Source organism: Ruminococcus sp. YE71 (assembly GCF_900119155.1).
Taxonomy (GTDB): domain Bacteria; phylum Bacillota; class Clostridia; order Oscillospirales; family Ruminococcaceae; genus YE71.
In genome coordinates, this window is record NZ_FPIR01000009.1 from 122,432 (window position 1) to 146,372 (window position 23,941).

The window sequence follows — 23,941 nt, forward strand, 5'->3', positions numbered from 1 at the left end:
GAGGATAACTATGAATAATGAAATAATGATAGCCGAACTCAAAGCGATATGGAAAGAGATACTCGAAAGTGAAGAAGAGATCGGGACCGATGAATCCTTTTTCGAGATAGGCGGCAATTCCATGCTTGCGACTATGATGGTCGAAAATATCAACGGCAAATATTCTTCGTCGCTCACACTGAACGATGTTTACGAGCACAACACTATAGAACAGCTTGCTGAGCTGCTTGCTTCACAGGGCTGAAGATATGAACAGCACATACGGAGTCTGGTTCCCGACAGTTCGGAGCAGTGAGACTGCGGAATTCAGGATCATCTGTTTTCCGCACGCAGGGGCGGGCGCTTCCGCTTATTTGGATTGGTGCCGTTTTATCCCGAACAATGCGGAGTTTTTCCCCTGTGCATATCCGATGCGTGAAAAGCGGCACAGAGAGTCTATGCCGGGATCTCTGCGTATCCTCGCAGAGGATATCGCAAAAGAGAACAAGGCTGTTTTTACCGAAAAGCCGTGCATTCTGTTCGGACACTGCGAGGGCGCGGTGATCGCCTATGAGACCGCACTGGCGGTACGGGAAATTTACGGCGTGTCGCCTGCACTTCTTGTTATGTCCGCAAGCAATCCGCCCTGTGTACCGCTTTCGATATCTGTTGATGAAAATATGGATATTTATGAAGCGGCTGAAACGTTCAGAAAGTTTGGATTTATCGCAGATGCGTTTGCAAAGAATGAGACATATATCCGATGCTTTGTACCTGTTTTGCTGAAAGATTTCGTTTTGTTTCAGAAGTATTCGGATGACTTGATGAAAAAGGTCGATTGTCCGATACTTGAAGTTCACGGCAGTGATGACAAAATGATCCTGCCCGAACACGCAAATATGTGGAAAAAATATACTGACTGCGGGGCAGACCATATAGAATACAGCGGCGCACATTTCTATTTCAGCGCCGAAACTCTGCCGCGGCTTATCAATGAAATGCTTGACATGGTCACAAAAAAAGAGGAAAGGAAAACGTTATGAATACAAGCAACCTCCCGACACAATACCGAACAGAAAGAATAAAAAAGGCATTAGAAAAACTGTGGTGCGATAACCTTCAGACCGCCTGCGCTTCGGATGACGATAATTATTTCATCTGCGGCGGCGATTCACTGAAAGCGATACGGCTTCTTTCGGCTATCGACCGTGAGTTTTCAGTGCGCTTAAACTATACCGATATTTATGAATATCCGACTTTTTTTGAATTGCTGTCACATATCGAAGCGGTCATCGCGGCAAACAGAGGACAGGAGGAAGCTGTATGATACTGTTTTGCATTTCCGCAGCAGGCGCAAATCCCTTCATGTCGTGGTCTGCATCGCTGAGAAAGGACATTAAGCTGTGTATTCTCGACCTTCCCGGAAGGGGCAGTAAGCGTTCCGAAAAGCCTGTCGAAAATATGGATGAACTCTGCCGCATCCTTATCTCGGATATGGATAAAGAAAACCCCGCAAATGACAGCTTCATGATACTCGGATACTGCTTCGGGGCTGTGATAGCCTATGAGATCTGCAAAAAATTACAGGCAGAAAACAAGCCGCTCCCGGGCGCTTTTCTCACATTTGGAAGCGGCGCACCTGATTCTCTGCGCATTCCCGAAAAGGAACTGACAGAGACCGAAGAATTTCGCGGGATGGTCGCACAGTTCTTCAATTCGGGAAGTCTCGGAAGTGATGAAGCTGCCGAAAAAGCCGTCAGCGCCTATGCATCCGCGTATAAAAAAGAGACCCCCGTATCATTTGCGTCTGTGTTTCCCGACGGGAATGAGGATGAGGATTTTGAACAGATGCAGCTGCTTTTTCTGCTGAACGGCGCTATGGAACAGATCTCACAGGATCACAGGATGCTGAAAGCCTATCATGACGCGGCGCACGGTCATGAAGTCATCAAGACCTGCGCGGTGGTATTTTACAGTCCGCAGGACAGGTTTGCGGCAGAAAAAGATGTTCTGGGTTGGGAGCGTTATTTTCAGAGCTCGGATAAAAAAAGCGTCACGGGCGGGCATTATGCCATCATGTCTGAGAAAAAGTTTTTTATCGAGATCATAAACGGTCTTTGAACAGGAGGACAGCCATGACACAGAAAATACACGATATATTTGCGGAAATACTCGGAATAAAGGGCGATTTTGAAAGCGATATCTCCTTTATCGAGCTTGGCGGAACGTCCATTCTCATCGGTGAACTGAAAAGCCGTCTGGACGCAGAATTTCATGTCGATATCCCTTTTGAAAAAATGTTTGAATCGGGTTCGGTCTGCGGTCTTGCCGAACAGATCGAGCTTTTGCGCAAAAATGTAATAACCGATGACAACGCCGCAGCCTTTGAGGTGCATCCCGAAAAGCGGTTCGATGTTTTCAAAATGACAGATCTTCAGACAGCTTACTATATCGGGCGGCAGAATGATACCGAACTCGGCGGCAGCCCCACAAGAGGTTATTCGGAGATCATTTGCGAAAACTACGATCATCGCCGTATGGAACAGGCTATCCGCAAGCTCATCGCTAAGCACGATACTCTGCGTACACATTTTAACGAGGACGGCACACAGCAGGTCGAGGCTGAATTCGGGGAGCTTGATTTTGAGCTTGAAGATATTTCCGATATGCAGCCTGATGCACAGCAGGAATATCTGCTTGAAAAGCGTGAGCGGATATTTGATACGGTCTTTGATGTTCATCATCTGCCGCTGGTCAGCTTTGCGGCTACAAAATGCGCTCCCGACAAGACCATCATCCATTTCAGCCATGACGGTATGATAATCGACGGATGGAGTCATGAAAAGATAATAGGCGAGCTGGACAAATTCTACACGGATACTGAGCTGAGTGCAAGACCGCCCGAAATACTTTTCTCGGATTATGTAAGATATCTTGAAGAGATAAGAGATACGGACAAATTCAGGGCGGACAGAGAATACTGGTTGCAAAAGGCTTCGGACAAGTTTTCGAGACCTGCGCTCCCTCTCAAGACCGACCCCGGCAATATCAGACAGGTACGCACACGTCAGGTCATCAGATACATAAGCCGAGAAACATGGAACGGCGTTGCGGAGTTTGCGGGCAGGAATGAACTTACTCCGTTTTCCGTGATATTCACCGTTTTCGGCAAGTCGATATTAAAATACTGCCGTGATAAACAATGCGTTATCAATATGCCTGTCGCTGTTCGTCCGCACATACATCCCGATATGGGTGAACTTATCGGAGAATGCTCAAACTTCTTCCTGTTCGATCTTGACGATACGCAAAACAGGAGTTTTATCGAGTGTGCGTCGGAAAACCAGAAGGAAATAGCCGAGATAATGCAGCACGATTCATTTTTCGGCACTGACCTTATCCGCGAACTGCAAAAGAAGGACGGTGCAAATGTTGCCGCCCCTATCGTTTTCACAAGTCTGATAGATATACCTGCGCGTGAAGAACATTCGCTGAAAAAAACGTATACCAAAACGCATACAAGTCAGGTGTGGATAGATGCCATTGCGATGAAAAACACCGACGGCATCATGCTGACAATGGACTGCGCGGCAGACCTGTTCGAGCCCGAACTTACCGACGCCATCGGTGATACGTTCAAGGAGACTCTGGAAAAGATCTGTGACGCTCCCGAACTGTTTGAAAAGGGATCGGGTATCGGACTGACGCAGAAAGAACAGGAGACCGTGAAATGCTGCACCTCAGCCGACCTTGCTGCGGATGACGGACTTCCCTCTCTTGCAGAACTTCTCATTGCACCCTACCGCACGTCACCCGAAAGAACTGCTGTTATCAGCAAGGGAAAGGAATACAGCTATAAACTGATATACCGCACGGCTGCGTCTGCCGCAAATCAGCTGCGGTCCGCAGCGGGCGGTATCTCCACAACAGGAGCAGCGGTCTTCCTTAGAAAGAGCCATCTACAGATAGTATCTGCACTTGCCTGCACAATGTGCGGAACTGCGTACTTCCCTCTCGACATCGAGATGCCTGCCGAACAGCTGAAGGCCTGCACCGAAAATGCAGGGACGAAAGTGATACTGACCGAGACGGCGCTTTCCGAAAAGTTAAGCGGTCTTAACGGCGTGACCGTTATACTTGTCGATAAGGTCGAACCGTCGGATGAGGAAGATGTGAGATTTACGGACACTTCCCCGAATGATATTGCATACATCATCAATACATCGGGAACAACGGGTCTGCCGAAAAGCATCCCGCTGAAACAGTCGGGACTTGTGAACTGTCTGACTGAAACGCGCAGTCATTGTGGTCTGACCCCCGATGACCGCTTCCTTGCGATAACAAATTACTGCCATGATATGTCCGTTTTTGATATGTACGGCGCGTTTGCGGCGGGTGCGGCTGTAGTTTTCCCCGATGCCGAACGCGAAAAAGACCCGTATCATTGGGCTGAACTTATCTTCAAGTACAAGGTCACTTTCTGGAATTCGGTACCCGCATTTTTGCAGATATTGACAGAGGCGGATATCGAAGATACCGGGCAGAAACTTGCGTCTGTCAGAAATATCCTTACGGGCGGAGACTGGGTCTCGGCAACGCTTGCGAAGAAGATACGTGTGGCCTTCAAAAATGCTGTTCTTTGCAGTGTCGGCGGACCTTCCGAAACAACGATATGGAATATACGTCACGTTGTTACCGATGAAGATATCCGCGGTACTTTCATACCGTACGGCAAACCTATCGCACACACAAACTACTATATTCTCGACGAACGCGGCGAGCTTTGTCCGCCCTTCACAGCGGGCACAATGTTCGTGGGCGGAATAGGTGTAACTGACGGATATATCGGTCTGCCCGAAGAAAACCGAAAGAGATTCCGTACCTTTGACGGCGTCCGTGTTTATGACACAGGAGACCTCGGTATGTATCTCAGCGACGGTTCTGTCAAGATACTCGGGCGCACCGATCTGCAAGTCAAGATAAACGGCAAGCGTATCGAACTTGAAGGTATACAGGAAGCGCTGAACAGCATTTCGGGCATTGAATCAAGTGCGGTCATCGTTTCGGACAAACGTATCCTGACTGCTTTTTATACTTCGGAACACGAAATCGAGCTTTCACAGCTGAAAGACGCATTGAAGCAGAAACTTCCTGCGTACATGATACCTGTCAATTATCATCGGCTTGACGCGATGCCGCTGACCAAAAACGGAAAGGTCGATACGGAAGCACTGAAGGGTATAGCGGTGCATAAACAGGGTATTGAGACCCCTGAAAAGTCTGACGCGGAAAGCCATGATACCGAAACGGAAGCGGTATTGCTTTCGATATGCCGTGACATTTTCAATGGTTCCGATATTACATCGGATATGAATTTCTTTGAAATGGGCGGCGATTCTATTACTGCCATACGCATTCTCGGTCAGATACGAAAAAAATTCGGGGTAACACTTACGATATATGATATTCTGAATACGCCCCTGCTGTCACAATGGGCTCTTATCATTGACAGGGCTGAGCGTGTCCGCTGAACCGAAAGTGTACCGAAAATCTATAGCGCTCCAAAGAAAACAGCTGCATAACACCGCAAGAAACCAATGTCTGATATTTCGGCTTTGGTGTTGCATAAGCTGCTGAATGCAAAGGAGCAATAACAAAAAAAGTGAGTATTTATGCGGTTTGTGGGGCTCTGCTATACCGATATAAACAAAACAGGGATATGCCTTTTGCAGTCAACGGAAGGCATATCCTTTTGTTTGCTTTATCAGCAAGCTCTTCGTGAGCGATGTGCACGGTATTTTTTAATTGACTATTTTGGCGCGATGTGGTATAATTGGCATATAACTTCATACTCTCGGGTTGTTATACGGAATAACAGTTATTGACGGCAGAAATAAGATAAATCGGGGTTTGTGCTGACTGCGGGTGCTCTTGGGGGATTCATTCTAAACTTGTGAAGGTCGGAAAGTTTGCGATTCTTCTTTTTATTAGTGCGACCATGCCAAAAAGACGTTCCTGAGTGCAGAAAAAACGGCGAGAGACTATCTTTCCGAACACATCTATCTGCCAAAATATTAATACCCCAGTTAAAACCCGCACTCACTGCCCCTGCAAGTTCTGATTTATCTCAGCAGAAATAATCGGCGTATGGGTGCGCCAAGCCGAGAAGTGGAACGAGATGGTCGAAAAAGACGGCAGAACGTTCAAAAGATTTGAAAGGAATTAAAGTATGATACTGTTTAAAAATCATCGTATGTGGGTAAAGGTGATGGCACTCACACTGATGTCTGTGACGGCTGTTTTACTTACAGGCTGTTCTGACGGCAAAAAGCTGTCAGACGAAGAGCTTGCCAAGGTGCTGTCGGAAGAACTTGGAAATACTGTGGAGATAACGCAGTCACCCGATAATAACTCCGAAAACGTCGAGTACGGCATGAAATGCGCGGACGGCACGGAATTTACAGTAAAGTGTTTGCATCTGGACTATGATTATTTCGGAGCTGACAGATACTATCAGTACGAGTGCGATTATCTTGTGAAGTGGGTCGGCGACCACCCCGAAGTGAACGCTTTGTTCGACGAGAGGGGGATATCTCACGAGGATTTCAGCAGAGGTACAAGGGTCATCGCCGACAGTTTTGAGGATATCCGTACAGTGGTAGCGACTGCCTGCGAACTGGTCGAGAGCGGCTCATACCGTATCCCTGCCGTGTCTGATTACGACGGGAAATACAAGGTAAAATTCGAGCGTCCTGTTATCGCGATAGACTGTCTGAGCGGTAAAAACGATGATACGGAATGGTTATGGGAAGAGTTTGAATATCAGGACGGTACCGAACCTGTCGATCATGATGAGGAGCTGGAGATATTTCTTGCCGAGCAGAGTTATGTTGATGAGATGCGCGACGGAGACATAATTGACGACACACACACATATCTGCTGGAAAAGTACGGTCCTTCCCAGATGAAAGCAAAGCTGAAGAGTTCAGAATACAGCATGATACGCGCAAGATACACGGATGAGGACATTTCTGTCGGGAAGACAGAAACGCTGTACTACGTTCGCGACGGATTTACAAATAAGAATGGCGAAAAGCTCGATTTCCCGTTTATCGCCGCATTTGCGGAGTGTACTGGCTTCAAGCCGTCCGCCTCCGACAACAACAGCTATTCTCTTGAAAGAGGAGAGAAAACGGTAGTTTTCCGCTTTAGCGACAGCGAGTGCTATGCCGAGCGCAACGGTGTTCGTATCGAGCTTCGGGGGAATATGAATATGACTTCTAACTCATGTATGATGGATCTTACGACCGATGATCTGACGAAGCTGTTTGATACGGAATTCAAGTTTGACTACATGAACGGCACTGCCGAGATCACGAATGTGAAAGCATAAGATGTGAAAGGACAATCGAGCTTCGGCTCGGAGATCGTGGGACTGCTGCGTGGCAGTCCCATGTTTTATTATAACACACTCAGTTGGCATATTCGTTGAAGGTGTCATATAGACCAAGCCAAGCCCTCAGAAAATGCTCTAAGGGCTTGGCTTTTTGTCAATAGGGTACCATATTTCGGGCTCTCGGTAAAGGGGTACCGAGAAATTCAGCACACTTTGAATTTGTTATCAGAACTTGCCGTTTGTATTCTGCCGTGTGTCCTCGGCAGCGATCGTCTCAATAACGTCCCAATGCTCTGCGATACCTGTGTTGTGCTGAATATCGGCATCGCCGTCAAAATAATTGGATATGTCCGCCGTTCTCCTAAATCTTGTATCTGTGATAATTTCGTGAAATTTTCAATTACCTCTTGACAAACAGGTTTATATTTGATACAATATAGTTGTACACAAGATAAATTCAAGGAGGAATAAACATGGACTACGACTACCGCAAAGCAATGAAGCTCGACAATCAGCTTTGTTTCCCGATATATGCCGCGGCAAGGGTCATAACGTCGCTCTACACACCGTATCTGAAACCGCTGGGGCTGACATATACGCAGTACATATTGTTCCTCGTGCTGTGGGAGAAGGACGGGCTTACCGTCGGCGAGATATGCAAGCGGCTCATGCTCGACAGCGGCACACTTTCGCCGTTACTCAAAAAACTCCGCGATCAGGGGTATATCGAAAAACAGCAGAGCGCTTCGGACGAGCGTTCGTTCATCATAACGCTGACCGACAAGGGCAGGGAGCTTCAATTAAAAGCGAAGGATATTCCGTTGCAGGTCGGGAGCTGCGTCAGTATCGCACCCGAAAAAGCCTTGCAGCTACGCGATCTGCTGAATGAATTACTTGAAAACCGTTCAACCGATACGAAAGGAGAATGATCTTATGAAAAACGTTTATGACTTCACCGTGAAGGGCAGAAAGGGCGAAGAGGTAAGCCTGAGCGAGTACAAAGGCAAGGTGCTGCTTATCGTCAACACCGCGACCGGCTGCGGATTTACTCCGCATTACGAGCCGCTTGAAGCGATGTACCGTGACCTGCGTAACAAGGGCTTTGAGATCCTTGATTTCCCCTGCAATCAGTTCGCAAATCAGGCTCCCGGCGACACTGACGAGATCCACTCCTTCTGCAAGCTGAAATTCGGCACCGAGTTCCCGCAGTTTGCAAAAATAGATGTGAACGGCGACAATGCCGATCCGCTGTTTGAGTTCCTTGCAACCGAAAAGCCGTTTGCAGGCTTCGGCAAGGGCATCAAGAATGCCGCGCTGGAAAAGTTCGCGGACATGAACAACAAGAAGTTCGGTGACAAGGCGTATATCAAATGGAATTTCACCAAGTTCCTGATCGGCAGTGACGGCAACGTGCTTGCAAGGTTTGAACCCACCGAGGACATGGCTGAGGTAAGAAAAGCTGTTGAAAAAATACTGGGGTGATCTTATGAATGATAATTTTGATCTTCAAAAATATCTCACCGAGGGCGTGGAGCGCGTCGTTTCCGAAGCGATAAAAGCTACGCTTAAAAACCCGAAAGAAAGTACGTTCATGCTGAGATTCGCAGCCGCGAGCCGTGCCGCGTCGAAAAAGCGCCGCAAGGCTGAGGATAACGGCGAGCATATCCCGCCGTTCCTTATCGCAAGTATCACGAGCAGCTGCAATCTGCACTGCGCGGGGTGCTACTCACGGTGCAATCACGCAACCGTTGACAGTGCGCCCGTCAAGCAGCTTACCGATGACGAATGGCAGGCGGTCTTTGACGAAGCCGAACAGCTCGGTATCAGCTTTATACTGCTTGCGGGCGGCGAGCCCATGCTGCGGCGAGGAGTCATCGAAGCGGCAGGGGAAAGGCAGAATATCCTCTTCCCGATCTTCACCAACGGCACATTCCTCGATGAAAGGTATCTGGAGCTGTTCGGCAAATGCCGCAATCTCATTCCGATCATGAGCATCGAGGGAGACCGCGAACACACCGACGAAAGGCGCGGCAAGGGCATCTACGACAAGCTGATCGCCAACATGGACGAGATAAAAAAGCGCGGGCTGATCTTCGGCGCTTCCGTAACAGTCACGACGAGGAATTTCAGGGAAGTCACTTCACGGGAGTTTTTGGACAGCCTTTCGGAACGCGGCTGCAAGGCGGTCATATTCGTTGAATACGTCCCCGTGACGGAGGAAAGCCGCGACCTCGCCCCGACCGAGACCGAACGCGAATTCATGCAGAGCGAGATAAAACGGCTGAGGGAAACTAACCCCGAAATGGTCTACATATCCTTCCCCGGGGACGAAAAAAGCTCGGGCGGCTGTGTAGCGGCAGGCAGAGGATTTTTCCATATCAATTCTCACGGGGGCGCGGAGCCCTGTCCCTTCTCGCCCTTCTCGGACGTAAATGTAAAAAACGGTTCGCTGAAAGAAGCGATGAACTCGCCGCTGTTTAAAAAGCTCCGCGAAGAGGGCTATCTGCTCGAAGACCACGACGGCGGATGTATACTTTATGAAAAAAGAGAGCTGGTTGAACAGCTCATCAACGCATAAAAAAAGGGAGGAATTTCTATGAAAGTTCTTGTTGTTCTGATAGTTCTTGCAGTCCTCTGCTGCGGATTTACTCACCGCCGCGTGATAAAAGCGCTCTTAAAGCACGAGCCAATGCCTCCCGCACCCAAGTGGCACTTCTGGTGCAAAAACAGGCGAAGCTGAACATAACAGAAAGGTTGTGAGGATATGTCCCACGATACTGAAAACCGAAGTAAGATTATCGTCAGAACAAGCGTTACGGGCATCGTCGCTAACGTGTTCCTCGCGGCGTTCAAGGCTGTTGTGGGATTCATGACCCATTCGATAGCGATAGTTCTCGACGCGGTCAACAATATCTCCGACGCAGGCAGCTCGCTGATAACGATAATCGGCACCAAGCTCGCAGGGCGCGAGCCCGACAAAAAGCACCCCTTCGGCTACGGACGTATCGAGTACCTCAGCGCTATGGTGATCTCGGTCATCGTGCTGTATGCGGGCGTTACTTCGTTCGTGGAGTCGGTCAAGAAGATCATCACGCCGACCACGCCCGAGTATTCCACAGCTTCGCTCATAATCGTCGGCGTGGCGGTGGTAGTCAAGATAGTTCTCGGCAGATATGTCAAAAGCGTGGGCGAGAAGGTCAACTCCGATTCGCTCATCAATTCGGGCGAGGACGCGACGCTTGATTCGGTCATATCCGCTTCAACTCTTGTCGCGGCTATCGTGTTCATGCTGTCAGGGCTTTCACTTGAAGCGTGGCTCGGCGCGGTGATATCGCTGGTCATAATCAGATCAGGGTTTGAAATGCTGAAGGACACCATTTCACAGATACTCGGAGAACGCAGCGCCCCCGAGCTTGCCAGAAGCATAAAGCAGACCGTGACCGAGTTCGAGGGCGTTCAGGGCGCATATGATCTCGTACTGAACAACTACGGTCCCGACGCATGGAACGGCTCTATCCATATCGAAGTCCCCGACACATATTCGGCGGACAGGATAGACAGGCTCATCCGTGAGATACAGATAGCCGTTCATGACAAGCACCGCGTCATTCTCACGGCGGTGGGGGTTTACTCAATAAACACGAAAGACGATGAAGCCAAAGCAGTCGAGCAGAAAGTCCGTGAGATAGTTTTCGCCCGCGAACACGTTTTGCAGATGCACGGATTCTATCTTACAAAGGAAACGAAAACCATACGATTCGATGTGGTAGTGAGCTTCGACGCCCCCGACCGAAGTGAGACGTATAAACAGATAATTTCCGATGTTCAAAAAGCGTTTCCCGATTTTGAACTGCAAGTAGCACTGGATACCGATTTTTCGGAGAAATGACAGATATAAAGGCAATACCGCACAACCATTGTGCGTCAGATGCGAAGTCAGAAATTTCCTCAGATCACCTAAATGAGGCGCAGGTGGGCTGGCGCCCATCAAGCTGAATTTGGGTAATATAACGGAATTTATGCAAGCAGATGACGTGCAAAGGCGAAGCCGTTGGTTGCGCGGTGCCAAGTACGATCCCAGCGTTCTTGACGGCGTAAGGATATGCAAGGAAAAGGGAATTGATGTCATTCTCGCGGTGGGCGGAGGAAGCGTCCTCGACTGCTCAAAGGCTATTGACGCAGGCACAAAATCACGCACTTTTTGTGTAGCCGCAGGATAATTGAGCAGGTGGTGGTCTTTTGACCAGATAAGTACCAGGATAATGGTGTGTTCCGTAAATAGAATCTTTGATTGGTCTAAGTTACTCTACTCTATTTTTTCGACTTAAATCGGATTGGATCAATAACATAACGAAATACCGCCTTTACAAGGCAATATTATTACTTATACACGCTCAGTTTCAACAGACGGAAAAACGTATGCACCTGATGAGATCAGGAAGCAGAGTGTTTGCATTAATGGTGAATAAGCTTTTTATCTTGTTTCTGCCCGTATGCTGATATTTTCGGGTCTCTCTACGGTTTTTACACCTATCTCCTTGTAGGTTCTCACTATCAGGAACAGTGCCACAGCAAATGTCAGAATATCCGCCAAAGGCATTGAATACAACACTCCGTCAAGCCCGAAGAATACGGGGAGCAACAGCGCAAGCCCCACTCCGAACACTATCTCACGAATGACCGAAAGTGCAGTAGATTCGAGCGCTTTGCACATAGCTTGCAGGAAAATGAAGCAGGACTTGTTCACACAGGCAAAGATCATCATGCAGAGATAGATGCGGAAAGATTTGACTGCGAAATCGGTATAATAGCTGCTCTCATTTGCGGCGCCGAAGATACCGATCAGCTGTTTCGGGAACAGCTCTACGATCAGGAGCGCCGCAGCACCGACACTTGCTTCTGCTATCAGAAGCTTTGTGAACAGCTCACGCACGCGGCTTTTCAGCCCTGCGCCCATGTTGAAGCCGACGATCGGGATACAGCCCGCCGCCATTCCGACTACAATAGAAATGACGATCTGGAAGAACTTCATCACGATGCCGACCACTGCCATCGGTATCTGCGCGTACTTCTCCTGCCCGAACACCTCGTCCATAGCACCGTATTTGCGTATCATGTTGTTGATCGCCGCCATAGCCGCGACGAGCGCTATCTGCGACAAAAAACTCGTCAGACCGAGAGTGAGCGTTTTCTTTGCGATAGTGCCGCTCAGCCTGAGATCACGCTTCGACGGCTTGATCTGCTTCATGTTCAGCAGATACCACGCCGCAAGCAGCGCTGTCACGACCTGCCCGATGACCGTGGCGGCTGCCGCACCCATCATGCCCCACCTGAAGCCGAAAATGAAAACGGGGTCGAGTATCATGTTGATGACCGCACCTGCGAGCGTGGAGATCATAGCGAATCTCGGACTGCCGTCTGCACGGATAACGGGATTCATCGCCTGTCCGAACATATAGAACGGTATCCCCAGCGAGATATAGAAAAAGTACTCCTGCGAATGCCTGAATGTCTCGGGATTGACCGTACCGCCGAACATAGCAATTATACCGTCGCTGAAGATCAGATACACAGCGCACAGTACCAGTCCGCCGACAATGCTCATGATGACCGAATTGCCGACGCTTTTTCTCGCGGCGTCCTCCTCATGCTTTCCGAGACTGAGGCTTGCAAACGCGCAGCAGCCGTCACCGATCATCACGGCGATGGCAAGTGCTATGACCGTCAGCGGGAATACGACCGTGTTGGCGGCGTTGCCGTAAGAGCCGAGATATGCCGCATTTGCAATAAAAATCTGGTCAACGATGTTGTAGAGCGCACCCACCAACAGCGAAATAATGCACGGCACGGCGTATTTCTTCATGAGCCTGCCGACGGGCTCGCGACCCAGAAATTGATTTGCGGTTTCTTCCATAAAAATTCCTCCTTAAAAAATACAGCGTGAGCCGCAAGCTGGATTTATGCTTTTGGCTACACGCTGTTTTGGTTTCTGTTCGGTTGTGTCAGTCGAGATAAGAGCCCACGGGGGCGCTGTTATACTGCTTTTTCAGCTTGATGATGACCGAGCCGTCAGGCTGTTCGGTCTCATCGATGATCTTGTATTTGGTTCTGCTTTTATCAAGCTGAGCCTTATACTTAGCGACCTCCTCCTGCACGATCCTGACCGCGTAATCATGAGTGAGATTTTCGTTCAGCTGAAAATGCATGGTCTGACAGATACACGCTTCTTTGACTCTTTTCATTGTGATCTACCTCCTGAAAAAAAATAAAAACGAGCAGCAATAACCGGACTTACGCGGGATGCTGCTCGTTATGATTTTATTATACCAGACTTTTCGGGATTTTTCAAATGGTATTTTTGCACAAAGTTTAAGTTTGCTCCCGAAACGAACCTGAACACGGCATAGAGCATATTTCGGACAAATGGAGCTTATGGAAAACGAGCCCCCGAGTCAGAAATCAGCGAAGCCGCAGACACAGACTTTATTGCGACATTTATGTCCGCATCACCCTTGATCTCCACTCTCCGACCTTCTTGATGACTCGCGGAGTTCTTCAAATACTGTCATAGCACACCTCACTTTGGGATCAAAGACACATTCTGTAAATCGCCTCAACGTCCTTCGGCGTGAGGTCGGTAAAGCCGGGGCGCATTCCGTACTGACCGCAGGCTTTCTTTGCCATGACCGCGAAATCCCTGTCGTCAATGCCAAGATCGGACAGCCTGCTCTGCAAGCCGAGCGTGTCGAAGAAGAACGCCGACAGCTCGTGCTCCATCGCGCGGCAGACGGTCGCCTGAAAAAGCCGCCGTAAACAGGCAGCACCTTTTTCCGAACCTGCCGATCTCCTCATGCAGATGCTGAAGCTGATCCTTGCCGATATAAACCTTGGTCTTGTTCTCAAAAACGAAGTCTCTCGTGGTGATCTCTCCTTATATGTTTTAGCTGTTTATTCATGCTTGTCATCTGTAAATATCCTGTCAACCACGATCTGAGCACGCTCCTGCGGTGTTTCTTTGTAACCACAGTAACCACACTTAGCCCACTTCATCAATATCCCGAACAAACCGTATGCCATGTAATTGCTTTCATAATTATCTATGGCGTTTTCGGTATCACTGTCTGTGACGATAGTTTCATAAGCATTCAAAATTGCCCCGTGATGCCCCTGCGTAAAGACCAGCTCATTGACCTTGCGCATTGAATAGCAAAACTCAAAATATCGCTGCACACGGTAAATATCGCTGAGACTATGCTCTTTCAGTTTGTGATTTTTCTCGTATTCACGCCACCTCATGATCATATATTCGGTGAGTATCTCATCCTTTGATTTGAAATTGCGGAAATATGTTGCTCTGCCGATGCCGCCTGTTTCGCATAACTCGTCAACGGTGATCTTCTCGATATTCTTCTTTTTCATCAGCTTAATGAGGGCTTCGCCGTAAGCTGTTGTTACATAGTCTGACATTATTTCTGTGTTTCCTCCCACGGTGATACTATTTCGCCAAATAGTATCATTTTCGCCTATATGATTGACTTGGCATGGTTGTGTGATATTATAGTATCATAGTATTGACGGTCAATTACAAGCTGATGAAGGACGGTATCACAAAGCAGTATGCGGTCGATGAGGTCAAAGATACTGTAAAATACATGAGTAACAACGCTGACGAGTACGGTATAGACAGCGATAACATTTTTATTCTCGGCTATTCGGCAGGCGGTTATCACGCCATGGCGGCAGCATTACAGCTGCACAAGGAAGGTATTAACGTCAGTGGGCAGATTCTCTGCTACCCATTTATCAGCGACATTTCAGAGCAGTACAGTGAACTGACCGATGAACAGAAGAAAACAATTCCTCCCGCACTTTTTATTCTTGCGGGAGATGAACCTATCGGCAAGGGTTCGCCGGAATATAAGTCGGCACTTGATGATAACGGTATACCGACGGAGCTTATCACCTATGACGGTGCGTTACACGGCTTCATCGAGGAAAATAATCCCGAATATGATAAGCTGCATTTCCATGACAGCAAGTCGCCCGAACAGGAGAAAATGGCAGGGCAGACAGAGGACGATATATATGCGTGGATCGACAAAATCATCAATGATTGAGAAAATATGACACAGCGAGGTTACAAAACGAAGATCACTACGATACTGTTCGATTTGGACGGTACACTTCTGCCGATGGATAACGATGAGTTCACAAAAGGCTCGTATCATGTGGGCAGGAGTAGATCCCGACGAGTTTGAGCTTATTACATCTTATGAAAACTCCGCATACTGCAAGCCCGATCTTTGCTTGTTATTTCTTCAGACTGTACCTGAAATCACAGACCTCTCCACCCTCCGCGACGGTCGTTGTGCGCACCAGCTTTACGCCGAGCATATCAGCCATCACATAGTCGAGCCTGCACAGATACTTTGCGATCTCAGGGCAGCCCTCGTCCCTGCATATCTTACAGATACCGCACTCGCTGTAATCCATGCCGTAATCGAAGTCGGCGCATTTGGGCAGAACGTCCACCACCCAGTTGTTCTCATTTCTGAGCCTATGGCTTTCCTCAGCCCATTTTCGGCGCTGAGGCATTTTCTTTTCGTCAAGGTAATCCTCCGCCGTTCCCAGGCCTTTCTTAAACAGCTTTGAGGAGCTTACGGCGCTTTCGATGACCTTGTAGTTTTCCTCGGCTGAAAGCCCTGTGTGCCTGTTCATGGCGATGAAAAATATCCCCATGAGGTACGAAGATACTAAATTGCTTTGAGACATATCCTTTGCCCTGAGCGTTATTTGCTTAAATTCGGCTTTTATATTCCTTATAGCCGGATCGGAAATGTTTTTCTGCTCTAAATACGGCTTTACCGACGTATAAAAGAAGTTCCCTATGAACCACGTTTTGAATGTATATTTCATTCCGCTTTTTCTCCTTTTTTCTTCGTAAGCAAATAAGCCTGCGCCGCACAGACCACAGAATACAGAAGCAGCCTCGCGCCCTGATTTTTGTTGTTCCATCCGCGGTCGTGCCAGCCGGCGCAGTCCTTTGTTTCGGGATAGAAGCGCTTGTAATATCCGCTCGTCATACAGAGAAACTGATCGAGGGCAATAATGTCGAACGCTTTTATTATGTACATGAACACCGCCAGCCGCCTGAATGCTTCGGTGAAGCCAAGGCGCTCACGCTTTATCCTGTCGGCGGTGTCCTTCATCGCCCACGCAAAATATCCGCAGAAAGCTGCCGTCAGCAGATGTCCGAGCAGCTGCTTTTTCTTTGACGGCGCGGGGTGATCCTTGCCTGCCTCGTAAATATCCTTCGGCAGAAAGCGCAGCACAAGTTTCGGCGGCGCAAGATATGGGATGATAAGGACCAAAGCGCCCATTAAAGTGCTGACTGTCAGTGACTGTTTTATCGTTTTTCTCATCTTTTTTCTCCAATAGGTCAATACAGCACGATGATCATGCTTTGCCGAAATTATTTACCGTTTATTAGCTCCATTATCTCATCAAACGCAGGCTTGCAGCCGGGTATGAAGTATTGCAGAGCATAGCAGTGGTGCATACCCTTTCCGACATGAAAAATGCAGTCCGCGCCCGCCTTTTTGTAGCTTTCCGCATAGCTTGGTGCAAAGGCATAGAGCGTCTCATGGCTGCCGTAGTAGAAATGAGTCACGGGTGCGTTTCGGAAATCTCCGTAAGCGGTGGCGAGATATTTTTCCGGAATATCGCGTCCGTGACACATTATCTCCCGCGCAAGCTCCATGTAAGAGGCTGGTATCATAATGTCCTTTTTCTCCAGCCTTCGTATGCGTTCGCGTTCCTTATCGTTCACAGGTACACTGCCCGGCGAAACAGGTATCAGCAGACCCGGCATGGGGATATTTTCGCCGCTGTCATTTCGCTCATTAATGTATGTGATAAGGTCGAGCAGCAGCGCACCGCCCGATGAAAAACCTAAAAACACGATATTTTCCGGCTTATAAAAGCGCAGCATTTTTGTGTAGCACTCAGATATCATCTGCACGTTTTCAAGAATATCGTGCTCGTGGCAAAGCGGATAATAGGGGAACCACACATCACGCTTTGTTGTCTGAGCGATCTTGCGGCAAAGCCCGATATCCCCTTTGTCGGAGCCGAGTATCATTCCGCCGCCGAACACAAAGAGTATCGCACCTTTTTGCCGTTTCGTTCGTATGTCAGTCTCGACACAGTGATACTTTCCTCCGATAAGATGATCGGTATAATGCGCCTTATTATCACCAGGTATTATCTGAAAGCTGCGCTTTTGATTCATTTTCGCCGCCTTTGCAAGGACTTCTTCCTTTGTACCCACAAGGCTCTGCTTCATTTTCATTTTTGTGACAATGAACTTTGTCAGATCATACAGCATATTCCCCCGCGCGTCGGGTGCGCTGACCAATTTGATTTTTTCACTCATTTTTATACCTCGTTTCTGCTCTGTTATTCCACGCCGCTTTTAAGGCAATACCGCACAACCATTGTGCGTCAGATACAAGCAAATGACTTGCAAAGGCGAAGACGGTGGTTGCGCGGTGTTGCCTTAATTATCCATTTGTGCTGTTCAAAATATGATTTGATCTTTTAAAAGTTCTCCTTACTAAGATCATGCTCTATCTTGCAAGCGTCTTCGGCTGACATGGCTGCACCTGCTTTCATTCGGTTAGTTCAAGCTAACCGCAGATATATAATACCACAAGCCGAACTGTTTGTCAACCGCATTTCTTGCAAAATGCTATGAATATTCAGAAATTTAATGATCAAAATGCACTTGACAAACTTTGTGGGGTGTGCTATAATACTCTTGCGACTATTTTTATATTTTCGGTCGCTTTAATTTCAAATGTGGTATGTAAAGGAGGAAATATGTCACCAAAATTATTTTCTATCGCCGAAAAGGAGCAGCTTCGTGAGAAAATGTTCCTGTCGGGGCTGGAGCTGCTGAAAGAGTACGGCATGACGCATATGTCGGTGGAGAAGATCGCTGCCGCTGCGGGGATCGGCAAGAGCACGTTTTACAACTTCTTTATGTCGAAGGAGGATTTTGTGATCCGTCTCATAGAGTTCAACCGCAGCCGTTTCTGGCAGGCTGTCTCGGATATGCTGGGAGAACGCGAAATGCTGACAATCGCCGAGAGCAAACAAGTGCTGACAATGATAATCAACAACAAGGACAGCGTTTATCAGTACCTCACGCCCGAGGACGAGGAAAAGCTCGCCGCCGCAAGCCCCGACAAGAACAAGCTCGATATCGACGAGGAGACCGAAACGCTCAAAAGGCTGTTCGGTTACTTCGAGGGCGTGCGCGGGGACGTTGACTATGGCGTGGTGTCGAACCTGCTGAAAATACTCGCGCTGACCGCCGAGAACAAAGCCATTCTCCACGAAAGCGCGTATGATCGCACGCAGGACAAGCTGTTCGGGCTGCTTTTCGGCTGCATTTTTGAGGAGGGTCAATATGAGTAAAGAGCAAAAGAAAAAAGAGGGTACGGCGCGGCTCATGGAGCTTGCAGGCACGAAAAAGGCTGGACTGACCACCGCCTGCACACTTTCCGTGCTGTCGAGCGTGTTCAGGATCGTGCCGTATTTCACAATATACAGCATACTGAAAACGCTGATACGGCGCTATTCGAGCGGCGAAGGCTTTGCCTTTGCGGACGTGGGTTCGCTCGTTATGATAACTGCCATTAGTGCTGTGTTATACGGCGTCTGCGCCTACGCTTCGGCAATGCTGTCGCACGGGGCGGCGTTCGATATCCTCTACGAGCTGCGAATGAAGCTCATGGACAAGATGGGGCGCATCTCGTCGGGATACTACACCTCGAACACGCTGGGCGGCATAAAAAAGCTGCTTATCGAGGACGTGGAGCAGATCGAGGTGTTCATCGCCCACAGTATGTGCGAGGTGGCTGCGGCGGTCGCCACTCCCCTGTTCACGATCATCGTGCTGTTTATCGTTGACTGGCGGCTGACGCTGGTGTCGCTTCTGCCGATAATGGTCTCGTTCGTGATACTCGCGATGGCGCTCAAAAAGCCCGACGGCGCGAAGCACCAGAAAAACATGGCTGACTGCAAGGCGAAAATGGAAGGCACGATCATCGAATACATAAACGGAATGTCAGTCATCAAGATCTTCGGCGGCACGAAAAACGCTTTTAAACGCTTCGAGACGGACATGAACAGCTTCACGAAGTCCGTCCACGACACGGCTTATTACAATGCGAACGGCATGGGGCTTTATTACGCGTTCTTCGGCGCACAGGTGCTTTTCCTGCTGCCCGCTGCGGTGATAATGCTGAATCATTCGGCAAGCTATGCCGAAGTGCTCCCGAAGATACTGTTTTTCCTCGTGGTGTGCGCCGGACTGAAAGAGCCGCTGGAAAACATGATGAACGTTTCGATCGACAGCACAAAGATAAATGTCGGGCTCAAACGCATCGACGAGCTGCTTGACGAGCCTGAGATCGCGCTTGTGGGCGAGGGAAAGAAGCCCACAAAATTTGATATAGAATTTGACGGGGTGTCGTTCGCCTATCCGGGCAGCGGCATTAATGCTTGCGACAAGGTTAGCTTTAGCTTACTCTCTGGCAGCTGCAACGCGCTTGTGGGACCGTCGGGCGGGGGCAAATCGACCATCGCCCAGCTGCTTCTGCACTTCTATGAGATCGACGAAGGTGCCATCAGGATAGGCGGCGTGGATATCCGCGAGGTGACACATTCGGAGCTTGTGAACAACATCGCATACGTTTTTCAAGACTCGTTCATCTTTAACGACACGATAGAAAACAATATCCGCATGGGAAACGAAAACGCCGCTCATGATGAGGTCATAGCCGCCGCAAAAGCCGCGAATATCCACGAAATGATCTCTTCCCTGCCCGACGGCTACGACACCGTGGTCACGGACAGCACGTGGCTTTCGGGCGGCGAAAAGCAGCGTATCGCAATTGCGAGGGCTATGCTAAAGGACGCGCCGATAATCATTCTCGACGAAGCAACCGCCTACGCCGACGCGGAAAACGAAGCTAAGATCCAACAAGCTTTCTCGCGGCTCTCAAAGGGCAAAACGGTCATTATGATCGCACACAGGCTGAAAACGATACAGAATGCGGACAACATTCTTGTGATGAACGGCGGCAGACTGGAAGCGGTCGGCAGGCACGACGAGCTTATGCAGAGCTGCATGACCTACCGCGACATGGTAGCCGCAAACGAACGCCGCGACAGCTGGTCGATGCGAAAGGAGACAGGGAAATGAGCAGAAAAGAACATCTCTCGAAATGGTGGGAGACAATAACCTACGGGGACGGCAGGAAGTATTCGCGGTTCATAGCGTGGCTTTTCCTTGACAGCTTTGTGGCTTCCCTGCCGTCAAGCGTGCTGATGTGTGCGGTGTATCTGCTGCTCGCGCTGATACTTGACTGCACACAGGCGTATGAGCAGAAGCCGTTCTTGGTGCTCACGGGGATACTTCTCGTGCAGACGATAATTTATGCGCTGGTGCGGCGCAAGTCGTATCTAGATATATGCGTGGGCCACGTTTCGGCGCAGCAGAACGAAAAACTGCGTATCGGAGACAAGCTGAAAACGCTGCCGATGGGCTTCTTTGCCGACCACGACGCGGGCGAGCTTTCTACGCTGCTCATGCGCAATTACGAGGAGATCGAAAACCTTTCATCCAGCATCGTTGCAAACGGAACGGTCATCGGGATACGGCTGCTGATAGCACTTGTCGTCATGAGCATTTTCAGCGTGAAAATGACCCTTGCGATGTTCATCGTCATTCCGCTTGCGATTCCCTTCGCTGTCATGAGCTACAGGTGCATTGCCCACACGAGCGCCGAGCTGATAGCCATTCAGCAGCAGACAGCTGCGAACGTCCTCGAATACACGGGCGGCATAACCACGCTTCAGGCATACGACCGCACGGGCGAATCCTTCAGCAAGCTCAAAGACAGCTTTGCGAAGCTCCGCGACGATTCCAAGCGGCAGGAAAAAGCGGGCGGCGCGGTCGCCATGTACGGCAGGGCAATCCTTTTTTCGGGGATCGCGATAGTCATGGGCTTTGGAGCATATCTGCTGTCCGCGGGAGAGATAACGCCGTTTTTCTACATAATGTGCCTGCTCGCGGCTTTGCAGGTCTACGAGCCGATAATGCAGCTGTTCGTTTTCGTCGTCAGCATGGCGCGAATGAATCATTGCGTTGACAAGCTGACTGCCCTCAAGGAGGAAAAGGAGCTTGACGTCACCCAGCCCGCAAAGACTGCCGAACACAGCAATATCTCGTTCAAAGACGTTCATTTCAGCTACAACGGCACAGACGAGGTGATCAGGGGACTGAGCTTCGATATTCCCGAGAAAAGCTCGGTCGCTCTGGTCGGTTCGTCGGGTTCGGGCAAAACTACGGTCGCAAGGCTGCTTACGCGTTTCTGGGACATTCAGAGCGGCGTGATAAGCATTGGCGGAGTGCCGATAACCGCTATGACGCAGGAGCACCTGCTCTCAAAGATCAGCATGGTTTTTCAGGACGTTTATCTTTTCCGCGACACCATTGAGGAAAATATCCGCATCGGCAAGCCCGACGCTGCACACGAGGAGATAGTGCGTGCTGCGAAAGCCGCCGCCTGCCATGACTTCATTATGTCGCTGCCCGACGGCTATGACACGATGATAGGCGAGGGCGGCTCCACACTCTCGGGTGGCGAAAAGCAGCGCATATCAATTGCCCGTGCGATACTCTCCGACGCGCCGATCGTTTTCCTCGACGAAGCCACAGCGAGTCTCGACCCCGAAAACGAAGTACTTATACAGCGGGCGATCGATGAGCTTGTGAAGAATAAAACGGTGCTTGTGATCGCCCACCGACTTCAGTCGGTCATGGGACTTGACAACATCATCGTGCTTGACGGCGGAAAGATCACCGAGCAGGGCACGCACGAAGGTCTGCTGAAACTCGGCGGAAGATACGCGGCACTGTGGAACGAACAGCAGACAGAGGGGAACTGGAAACTTTCGTGATCGTTCAAAATAGTTATTGACAAATGCTGGGATAGGTGATATAATTAAGTTAGCAATAGCTAATTTGTTGCATAAGAGAGGAAAAAACAGTAATATGAACGAAAAACATTACAAAGACCTGTCCGTAAAGGAGTTTACCAAAGCCGCAAAGGTCTATGAATCCGGCCGCGCGGGAGTGTACAAAATGTGCAGAAAGGACTACCCCGACGTTCTCGCAGAACTGGAAAAAGAGCCGTTCACCGACCTGCTCGACTGCGGCTGCGGCACAGCTCCCATGCTGACTTTGCTGCACGAGAAATACCCCGAGAAGCACTACACGGGTATAGACCTCACGCCGAAAATGATAGAGGTCGCAAAGGCGAAAAAAATGCCAAACGTGGAACTTGTGGTCGGTGACTGCGAAAATCTGCCCTTCGCGGATAATTCCTTCGATGCCGTGATATGCTGTCAGAGCTTCCATCACTACCCGAACGTGCAGGATTTCTTCAACAGCGTTTACTGTGTGCTGCGTCCCGACGGGCGGCTGATACTGCGGGATATGACGATGAACTCTGCGGCGGTCAGGTGGTTCTGCAATCATATCGAAATGCCGTTGTTAAATCTTTTGGGCAAGGGCGACGTTCACGTTTACGGCAGGGACGAAGTAAGGATCCTTTGCAGAAATGCGGGACTTCACATGGAGAACTTTGAACGGCGAGGTTTCTGCCGCCTGCATTGTGTTGCGAGAAAGTCGGGTTGATTTTTGCGGAAGCTCAGTCCCGATACGATCAGAAACGGTCGTATCGGGATCTTGTTTTTTATGGAGGAAAAAAATTTACAAAAGCCCCTTGCCTAACGTTAATGAACAGTGTATACTTATAATCGTCGAAAGTGAACAGCGTTCATTCCGGTCTTACAAACGGAGGAGGTGTTAGCCTTGCCAAGAGACAAAACCGAAAGCCACAAAAGAATAATAGAAGCCGCAAAAAAGGAATTCATGGAGTACGGCTTTGCTGATGCGTCGCTCAGGCGGATAGCGGCAGAAACAGGGATACAGGTCGGCGGGCTGTACAACCATTTCGCAAGCAAGGACGAGATGTTCGATTCGCTTGTCGAGCCTGCTATACGTGATTTTCATTCGCTGTATCACGAAATGGAGCAGACCTATTTTAGTGATACTCACACAGACAGCTTGAAAAACAACAATGAATCAAGCCGTATGATGGCGCTCATATACGATCATCTCGACGAATTCAAGCTGCTTATAATGAAGTCTCAGGGCTCAAGATATGAGGATTTTTTGCATGAGACCGCAAAGCTTGAAGAGGAAGTCACGCTCCGCTATCTTGAATTGCAGAGATCAAACGGCTGCCCTGTCAATGATGTGGACAGAACGGAGTTTCATCTTCTGACCACTTCCTACATCGAATCATTTTTTCAGCCCGTTACCCACGGTCTGAACAAAGAGCAGGCCATGCACTATGCCGCAACGCTGGAACAATTCTATCAGCCCGCGTGGAAGCAATGGCTCGGGATATGAAATGATGCCCCGTA

The 23,941-nt window shown here is 49.2% G+C and carries 25 protein-coding genes and 1 pseudogene; 19 read left to right on the plus strand and 7 right to left on the minus strand.

Features of this window, described 5'->3' with window-relative positions; all coding sequences use genetic code 11:
- The first annotated feature begins 10 nt into the window (after positions 1 to 10).
- From BT142_RS10170 to BT142_RS10220, 13 genes and pseudogenes are all read left to right on the plus strand, one after another.
- Positions 11 to 244: an acyl carrier protein gene (locus BT142_RS10170; protein WP_072418090.1), complete on the plus strand. Its 234-nt coding sequence runs from the start codon at positions 11 to 13 to the stop codon at positions 242 to 244.
- A gap of 4 nt (positions 245 to 248) precedes the next feature.
- A complete protein-coding gene (locus tag BT142_RS10175; RefSeq protein ID WP_072418091.1) occupies positions 249 to 1,022 on the plus strand; it encodes a thioesterase II family protein in 774 nt (257 codons plus the stop codon).
- Positions 1,019 to 1,306: an acyl carrier protein gene (locus BT142_RS10180; protein ID WP_072418092.1), complete on the plus strand. Its 288-nt coding sequence runs from the start codon at positions 1,019 to 1,021 to the stop codon at positions 1,304 to 1,306. The genes BT142_RS10175 and BT142_RS10180 overlap by 4 nt, the downstream gene beginning before the upstream one ends.
- A complete protein-coding gene (locus tag BT142_RS10185; RefSeq protein ID WP_072418093.1) occupies positions 1,303 to 2,100 on the plus strand; it encodes a thioesterase II family protein in 798 nt (265 codons plus the stop codon). Before BT142_RS10180 ends, BT142_RS10185 begins: the two co-directional genes overlap by 4 nt.
- 14 nt (positions 2,101 to 2,114) lie before the next feature.
- Positions 2,115 to 5,510 (plus strand): non-ribosomal peptide synthetase, encoded by a 3,396-nt coding sequence (locus BT142_RS10190; protein ID WP_072418094.1) that lies wholly within the window; start codon positions 2,115 to 2,117, stop codon positions 5,508 to 5,510.
- 620 nt (positions 5,511 to 6,130) lie between these two features.
- A complete protein-coding gene (locus tag BT142_RS19590; RefSeq protein WP_242871982.1) occupies positions 6,131 to 6,205 on the plus strand; it encodes a hypothetical protein in 75 nt (24 codons plus the stop codon).
- 3 nt (positions 6,206 to 6,208) lie between these two features.
- Positions 6,209 to 7,372, plus strand: a complete 1,164-nt coding sequence (locus tag BT142_RS10195) for a hypothetical protein (protein ID WP_072418095.1) — start codon at positions 6,209 to 6,211, stop codon at positions 7,370 to 7,372.
- 476 nt (positions 7,373 to 7,848) lie between these two features.
- Positions 7,849 to 8,304 (plus strand): MarR family winged helix-turn-helix transcriptional regulator, encoded by a 456-nt coding sequence (locus BT142_RS10200; protein ID WP_072418096.1) that lies wholly within the window; start codon positions 7,849 to 7,851, stop codon positions 8,302 to 8,304.
- A gap of 4 nt (positions 8,305 to 8,308) precedes the next feature.
- Positions 8,309 to 8,857 (plus strand): glutathione peroxidase, encoded by a 549-nt coding sequence (locus tag BT142_RS10205; RefSeq protein WP_072418097.1) that lies wholly within the window; start codon positions 8,309 to 8,311, stop codon positions 8,855 to 8,857.
- A gap of 4 nt (positions 8,858 to 8,861) precedes the next feature.
- Positions 8,862 to 9,953 carry a radical SAM/SPASM domain-containing protein gene (locus BT142_RS10210; RefSeq protein WP_072418118.1) on the plus strand — a complete coding sequence of 364 codons (1,092 nt, stop codon included), beginning with the start codon at positions 8,862 to 8,864 and terminating at the stop codon, positions 9,951 to 9,953.
- An 18-nt stretch (positions 9,954 to 9,971) separates the two neighbouring features.
- Positions 9,972 to 10,115 (plus strand): hypothetical protein, encoded by a 144-nt coding sequence (locus tag BT142_RS19085; protein ID WP_175444952.1) that lies wholly within the window; start codon positions 9,972 to 9,974, stop codon positions 10,113 to 10,115.
- Positions 10,116 to 10,139: 24 nt separating this feature from the next.
- Entirely contained in the window at positions 10,140 to 11,264 is a 1,125-nt protein-coding gene (locus tag BT142_RS10215; protein ID WP_072418098.1) for a cation diffusion facilitator family transporter, read from the plus strand.
- Positions 11,265 to 11,454: 190 nt separating this feature from the next.
- Positions 11,455 to 11,556, plus strand: a pseudogene (locus BT142_RS10220) (iron-containing alcohol dehydrogenase); the annotation flags it as partial.
- 293 nt (positions 11,557 to 11,849) lie between these two features.
- Here BT142_RS10220 and BT142_RS10225 read toward each other — a convergent pair.
- From BT142_RS10225 to BT142_RS10240, 4 genes are all read right to left on the minus strand, one after another.
- Positions 11,850 to 13,289: an MATE family efflux transporter gene (locus BT142_RS10225; RefSeq protein WP_072418099.1), complete on the minus strand. Its 1,440-nt coding sequence runs from the start codon at positions 13,287 to 13,289 to the stop codon at positions 11,850 to 11,852.
- Positions 13,290 to 13,377: 88 nt separating this feature from the next.
- On the minus strand, positions 13,378 to 13,617 hold the full coding sequence (locus BT142_RS10230; RefSeq protein ID WP_072418100.1) for a hypothetical protein: 240 nt from the start codon (positions 13,615 to 13,617) through the stop codon (positions 13,378 to 13,380).
- Between the two features lie 346 nt (positions 13,618 to 13,963).
- The gene (locus BT142_RS10235) at positions 13,964 to 14,227 is read right to left on the minus strand and encodes a dehydroquinate synthase/iron-containing alcohol dehydrogenase family protein (RefSeq protein ID WP_207647524.1); all 264 of its coding nucleotides are present in this window, start codon (positions 14,225 to 14,227) and stop codon (positions 13,964 to 13,966) included.
- A 96-nt stretch (positions 14,228 to 14,323) separates the two neighbouring features.
- Entirely contained in the window at positions 14,324 to 14,842 is a 519-nt protein-coding gene (locus BT142_RS10240) for a TetR/AcrR family transcriptional regulator (RefSeq protein WP_072418102.1), read from the minus strand.
- Between the two features lie 104 nt (positions 14,843 to 14,946).
- Here BT142_RS10240 and BT142_RS10245 point away from each other — a divergent pair, with 104 nt between their 5' ends.
- Positions 14,947 to 15,492 (plus strand): alpha/beta hydrolase, encoded by a 546-nt coding sequence (locus tag BT142_RS10245; protein ID WP_072418103.1) that lies wholly within the window; start codon positions 14,947 to 14,949, stop codon positions 15,490 to 15,492.
- Positions 15,493 to 15,685: 193 nt separating this feature from the next.
- Here the strand turns inward: BT142_RS10245 and BT142_RS10250 are convergent, their stop codons facing one another.
- From BT142_RS10250 to BT142_RS10260, 3 genes are all read right to left on the minus strand, one after another.
- On the minus strand, positions 15,686 to 16,147 hold the full coding sequence (locus tag BT142_RS10250) for an L-2-amino-thiazoline-4-carboxylic acid hydrolase (protein ID WP_242940029.1): 462 nt from the start codon (positions 16,145 to 16,147) through the stop codon (positions 15,686 to 15,688).
- A 140-nt stretch (positions 16,148 to 16,287) separates the two neighbouring features.
- The gene (locus BT142_RS10255) at positions 16,288 to 16,797 is read right to left on the minus strand and encodes a hypothetical protein (protein ID WP_072418105.1); all 510 of its coding nucleotides are present in this window, start codon (positions 16,795 to 16,797) and stop codon (positions 16,288 to 16,290) included.
- Positions 16,798 to 16,847: 50 nt separating this feature from the next.
- On the minus strand, positions 16,848 to 17,810 hold the full coding sequence (locus BT142_RS10260) for an alpha/beta hydrolase (protein WP_242871980.1): 963 nt from the start codon (positions 17,808 to 17,810) through the stop codon (positions 16,848 to 16,850).
- 446 nt (positions 17,811 to 18,256) lie between these two features.
- Here BT142_RS10260 and BT142_RS10265 point away from each other — a divergent pair, with 446 nt between their 5' ends.
- From BT142_RS10265 to BT142_RS10285, 5 genes are all read left to right on the plus strand, one after another.
- Complete coding sequence (locus tag BT142_RS10265; protein WP_072418107.1) at positions 18,257 to 18,856, plus strand: TetR/AcrR family transcriptional regulator; 600 nt, start codon at positions 18,257 to 18,259, stop codon at positions 18,854 to 18,856.
- Complete coding sequence (locus tag BT142_RS10270) at positions 18,849 to 20,648, plus strand: ABC transporter ATP-binding protein (protein WP_072418108.1); 1,800 nt, start codon at positions 18,849 to 18,851, stop codon at positions 20,646 to 20,648. The genes BT142_RS10265 and BT142_RS10270 overlap by 8 nt, the downstream gene beginning before the upstream one ends.
- Positions 20,645 to 22,408: an ABC transporter ATP-binding protein gene (locus BT142_RS10275; protein WP_175444953.1), complete on the plus strand. Its 1,764-nt coding sequence runs from the start codon at positions 20,645 to 20,647 to the stop codon at positions 22,406 to 22,408. The genes BT142_RS10270 and BT142_RS10275 overlap by 4 nt, the downstream gene beginning before the upstream one ends.
- Before the next feature lie 94 nt (positions 22,409 to 22,502).
- A complete protein-coding gene (locus tag BT142_RS10280) occupies positions 22,503 to 23,147 on the plus strand; it encodes a class I SAM-dependent methyltransferase (protein ID WP_072418109.1) in 645 nt (214 codons plus the stop codon).
- Positions 23,148 to 23,315: 168 nt separating this feature from the next.
- Positions 23,316 to 23,927 carry a TetR/AcrR family transcriptional regulator gene (locus BT142_RS10285; protein ID WP_242871981.1) on the plus strand — a complete coding sequence of 204 codons (612 nt, stop codon included), beginning with the start codon at positions 23,316 to 23,318 and terminating at the stop codon, positions 23,925 to 23,927.
- The last annotated feature ends 14 nt before the right edge of the window (positions 23,928 to 23,941 follow it).